The 3,310-nt window shown below is 53.8% G+C and carries 5 protein-coding genes, 1 tRNA gene and 1 pseudogene; all 7 read left to right on the top strand.

What is annotated here, in order from left to right:
• Nucleotides 1-139, top strand: a pseudogene (locus tag RMR24_RS10810) (elongation factor Tu); the annotation flags it as partial.
• Between the two features lie 24 nt (nt 140-163).
• Nucleotides 164-237: transfer RNA gene (locus RMR24_RS10805), tRNA-Trp, on the top strand.
• 99 nt (nt 238-336) lie between these two features.
• Complete coding sequence (secE, locus tag RMR24_RS10800; RefSeq protein WP_310615086.1) at nt 337-720, top strand: preprotein translocase subunit SecE; 384 nt, start codon at nt 337-339, stop codon at nt 718-720.
• Complete coding sequence (gene nusG / locus RMR24_RS10795) at nt 720-1,316, top strand: transcription termination/antitermination protein NusG (protein WP_310615085.1); 597 nt, start codon at nt 720-722, stop codon at nt 1,314-1,316. The genes secE and nusG overlap by 1 nt, the downstream gene beginning before the upstream one ends.
• A gap of 132 nt (nt 1,317-1,448) precedes the next feature.
• Nucleotides 1,449-1,880: a 50S ribosomal protein L11 gene (rplK, locus tag RMR24_RS10790; protein ID WP_104800531.1), complete on the top strand. Its 432-nt coding sequence runs from the start codon at nt 1,449-1,451 to the stop codon at nt 1,878-1,880.
• Nucleotides 1,881-2,576: a 50S ribosomal protein L1 gene (gene rplA, locus RMR24_RS10785; RefSeq protein WP_310615084.1), complete on the top strand. Its 696-nt coding sequence runs from the start codon at nt 1,881-1,883 to the stop codon at nt 2,574-2,576. It abuts the gene before it with no gap.
• A 236-nt stretch (nt 2,577-2,812) separates the two neighbouring features.
• Nucleotides 2,813-3,310, top strand: a 498-nt coding sequence (gene rplJ, locus RMR24_RS10780; RefSeq protein WP_104800533.1) for a 50S ribosomal protein L10, incomplete at its 3' end; no start/stop codon positions are given.

Here is a 3,310-nt window from a genome sequence, read left to right as displayed (position 1 = left end):
GATGGTGATGCCAGGTGACAACGTGTCGATCACTGTGAAGTTGATCCACCCCATTGCGATGGAAGAAGGCTTGCGCTTCGCCATCCGCGAAGGCGGTAAGACGGTTGGTGCCGGTGTGGTTGCCAAGATCATTGCCTAATCAACAAATTTAAGCGCTAGATTTAGGGGCGTAGCTTAGTGGTAAAGTTGCGGTTTCCAAAACCGTCGATGGGGGTTCGATTCCCTCCGCCCCTGCCACTAAAGCACTAAAGCTCAGTGGTTTACCAAGCCCGCCAAGATGGCGGGCTTCGGTGTCTTAAATAACGCATAAAAAACGGTACAGGAAAACCCTCATCCATGTCTGCAGCAAATATTGAAAACGTCTCGACGACCGCCGACAAGGCCAAGCTTGTCTTGGTGGTGGCTTTGGTCGTGGCTGCTTTGGCCGGTTTTTACACGCTGTCTGCGCAGGGTCAGATCGTTCAATGGTTGACATTGGTCGGCGGCTTGGTGGCTGCGGTGGTGGTGTTTTTGTTGTCCTTGCCTGGCCGCCAGTTGGTGGCATTTGGCAATGACGCATGGCGTGAAGTCAACAAGGTTGTGTGGCCCACTCGCAAAGAGTCAACGCAAATGACTTTGTATGTGTTTGCCTTCGTGGTGATCATGGCGCTGTTCTTGTGGCTGACTGATAAGACCCTCGAATGGGTGTTTTACGACCTGATTCTGGGCTGGAAAAAATAATGAGCGACATCATCGACAACGCCGCAGCTGATGCGGCTGCAACGCCACCTGCCTACGTGAATCCTGATTTGCGTTGGTATGTGGTTCATGCTTATTCAGGCATGGAAAAGGCTGTGGAGCGCAACATTCGCGAAAGCATTGCACGCGCTGGCATGGATACCAAATTCGGTCGCATCTTGGTGCCTACCGAAGAAGTGGTCGAAATGAAAAACGGTCAGCGTCGTACCGCTGAGCGCAAGTTCTTTCCTGGCTACGTGTTCGTCGAGATGGTGATGGATGACGAGTCTTGGCACTTGGTGAAGCACACCAACAAAGTGACGGGTTTCGTGGGTGGTGCTAAGAACCGTCCTGCACCCATCTCTGAGGCTGAAGTTCAGAAAATCGTGAGCCAAATGCAAGACGGTGCTGATAAGCCTCGTCACAAGGTTGAGTTCATGGCGGGTGAGTTGGTGCGTGTCAAAGAAGGCCCGTTCACCGACTTCAACGGTACGGTGGAAGAGGTTAATTACGAGAAGAGCAAAGTGCGCGTCTCGGTCACCATCTTCGGTCGTGCAACACCTGTCGAATTGGAATTTGGTCAGATCGAAAAGACGTAAGTCTTTTACTGACCGACCTGATCGGTTGAAAAGTTAGTGGTTTGGCGCTTCCCGACTCGGCGCCAAGCATGTGAAGTGAGTCGTTAACCCCGGGGAGTTCGCAAGAACGTTTGCACCCGTAAGGAGAAAAGCATGGCGAAAAAAATCGTCGGTTTTATCAAGCTGCAAGTTCCAGCAGGTAAAGCTAATCCATCACCACCTATTGGCCCAGCATTGGGTCAACGTGGTTTGAACATCATGGAATTCTGCAAGGCGTTCAACGCCCAGACCCAAGGCGTTGAGCCAGGTCTGCCATTGCCAGTGGTCATCACTGCGTTTGCAGATAAATCATTCACCTTCATCATCAAGACGCCTCCAGCGACGACCTTGATCAAGAAGGCCATCAAGTTGGACAAGGGTTCTGCCCGTCCACACGTCGACAAAGTTGGCAAGATCACGCGCGCTCAGCTCGAAGAAATCGCCAAAACCAAGATGGAAGACTTGAATGCTGCCGACTTAGACGCAGCTGTTCGTATCATCGCCGGCTCTGCCCGTTCGATGGGCGTGACTGTGGAGGGCGTGTAAATGTCCAAGTTGACTAAAAAACAAAAAGCTTTCGAAGGCAAAGTGGACAGCACAAAGCTGTACGCTTTGGTAGATGCTCTGGGCATCGTCAAAGAGTGCGCCACTGCCAAGTTCGATGAGTCAATCGACGTTGCAGTGCAACTCGGCATCGACGCTAAGAAGTCTGACCAAGTCGTGCGCGGCGCTGTTGTGCTGCCTAACGGCACTGGCAAAACTGCTCGCGTGGCGGTCTTCGCTCAAGGCGCTAAGGCTGAAGAGGCCAAAGCCGCTGGTGCTGACATCGTGGGTATGGACGACTTGGCCGCCATGGTCAAAGCCGGTGACATGCCTTTCGACGTGGTGATTGCAGCGCCTGACGCCATGCGCGTTGTGGGTACCTTGGGTCAAATCTTGGGTCCACGTGGCCTGATGCCTAACCCCAAAGTCGGCACCGTCACACCAGACGTCGCTACCGCCGTGCGCAACGCCAAAGCTGGTCAAGTCCAGTTCCGCGTTGACAAAGCCGGTATCGTGCACGGCACCATCGGTCGTCGTTCATTCGACACAGACAAATTGCAAGGCAACTTGGCTGCACTGATCGAAGCTTTGAACAAGGCCAAGCCTGCTTCAAGCAAGGGTGTTTACCTGCGCAAAGTCGCCGTGTCCTCCACCATGGGTGTGGGCGTGCGCGTTGACTTGCAAACCGTCGGCGCCTAAGGCGACGATCGTAAATCCGGGGGCTGCGTAAGCAGCGCCCAGAGTGGTGGGCTGAGGCAACTTCTCGGAGTTGCACAGGCCATCCAAGACCGTTGGTGCGGGGTTTGCCCCGCTTAATTTGATTGACCAACGCAGATGGCGATCCCGCTCGACGGAATTCTTCCTGACAGTTAGGTCGCTGCAAAAGTGGCGTGTTGGAGGGCAATTGCCTGAAGACACATTTAAAGGAGTAGACCTTGAGTCTTAATCGCAGTGAGAAAGAAGCGGTCATTTCAGAAGTGACCACGCTCGCCGCCCAAGCTCAAACGCTGGTGATTGCGGAATACCGCGGCATCACGGTCGCTGACATGACCAAATTGCGCAACCAAGCGCGCAGCAACGGGGTGACCCTGAGCGTGTTGAAAAACACACTCGCACGCCGTGCTGTGACTGGTAGCTCATTTGAAGTTGTCGCCGACCAGATGACCGGCCCGCTGATCTATGGCTTCTCTGTTGACGCAATTGCTGCCGCTAAGGTGGTGGCTAACTTCGCGAAAACCAACGACAAGTTGGTGATCCGCGCAGGCGTTTACGGTGGTAAAGCTTTGGACGCGAACGGCGTTAAGCAATTGGCAAGCATCCCTTCGAAAGAAGTGTTGTTGGCTCAGTTGTGTGGCTTGTTGATGTCGCCTATGTCTCGCACCGCAGTGGTGTTGGGCGCTTTGGCTGCTCAAAAAGGCGAAACAGCTGCCGCT

Source organism: Limnohabitans sp. (genome assembly GCF_031539105.1).
Lineage (GTDB): Bacteria > Pseudomonadota > Gammaproteobacteria > Burkholderiales > Burkholderiaceae_C > Limnohabitans.
This window is presented reverse-complemented; position numbering and strand designations above follow the sequence as displayed.